Here is a 1,292-nt window from a genome sequence, read left to right as displayed (position 1 = left end):
GTGGCCATGAACACTTGCAGGCCGGTATTGCTGAGAAAATTCTGCTTGCCAGCCTCGCCATAGGCCCCCGTCAGTGCGGAGAGGCTCTGGATGATGAGCATGAAGCGACCCTTGTAGCCCGCGATGGTCGTAATTGCGGTCTCGATCGCCTCCAGCTTACCCAAGTGCTTGAACTCATCGAGCAGAAAGAGAACCTCGTTCTTTTCATCCCGGCGGGGCAGCGACCGCTGCAGAATTGAAACGATTTGCTGAAAAAACAAGCGTATCAAAGGCGCGATCACCTCAAGATCGTTCGGACCAACACAAAGATAGATGCACGTTCTGCGACGGCGAAGATCATAGACCGAAAAGTCCGAGCGACTTGTAGCTGCCTTTACAGCGGGATCCGCCCACAAATTGAGCCCGCCATCGCCGAGCACGGAAGTGTAGGAGGTCAGGATTTTCGTGTCGTTCCCCGCCATGTCGTCGAATATGCGTTGTGCCTCTTTGTTCTGGGTCTCCATGGCGAGTCGCGCGAAGAGCTTAAACTTCTCCCCCGGCTGGGCGAAGAGATCATAGACGGCGCCGATTGTTGGCGTGCCCCGCTCGATGCAGGCGAGGATGCCCGCGACAAAGAGATCTCGCGCGCCGCTGACGAAACCTTCCGCGCCCTCCCCCTTCGCCGTAATCAGGTTTGCGGCCAAGCGGCGGGCTTCGGTGAATTGCAGCTGTGGAGGCAGCGCTATAAGATCCAACAGCGGATTGTAGCAGTTTGTGCGCCGCTCCGAATCCAGCGGCGCGAATTTGAACACGTCGTCGCCTGCGGCTTTGCGCGCCCTCGAGGTGAGCTCAAAGAGCTCCCCTTTGACATCCAGAGCTATCACTGAGCCTTTGAATGTAAGTAGCGTTGGAATGACTATGCCGACGCCCTTGCCAGCGCGCGTCGGTGCAACGATGAGGCTGTGAGGCTGCTCGCCATTGGTCAGGTAGTAGCCAGGCCAGAAAGGGCCACTCGTCTTCCCAAATACCGGGCCTGTCACGCCACGGTATCGTCGCAGATATCCGGTGCGTCGCATTTCATCCACTCGAGCCCAACGAGCCGTCCCGTGGTGTTCGAGCTTGTGGCGTAATACGATCCGCTGAATCAGCAAGACGACCGCGGACGTCGAGAGCAAGATAGCTGCGCCCCGATAGAAGACGGGGGTTGCGAAACCCAGATAGAAGGGGGTCTCAAACCAAAAGGCACGGACGTCAAACGTCATCAAAGCCTCGCCGCTACCCCCGTGGCGGAACGTTGCGTACAGACTTGCCGC

1 protein-coding gene is annotated in these 1,292 nt (G+C 58.0%); it reads right to left on the bottom strand.

Annotated features, from left to right (window positions below; genetic code table 11):
• Nucleotides 1–1,292, bottom strand: a 1,292-nt coding sequence (gene virD4 / locus AC0L3D_RS36650) for a type IV secretion system ATPase VirD4 (protein WP_473647528.1), incomplete at both ends; no start/stop codon positions are given.

The sequence above is a fragment of the Mesorhizobium sp. WSM4837 genome, assembly GCF_055811435.1.
This window is presented reverse-complemented; position numbering and strand designations above follow the sequence as displayed.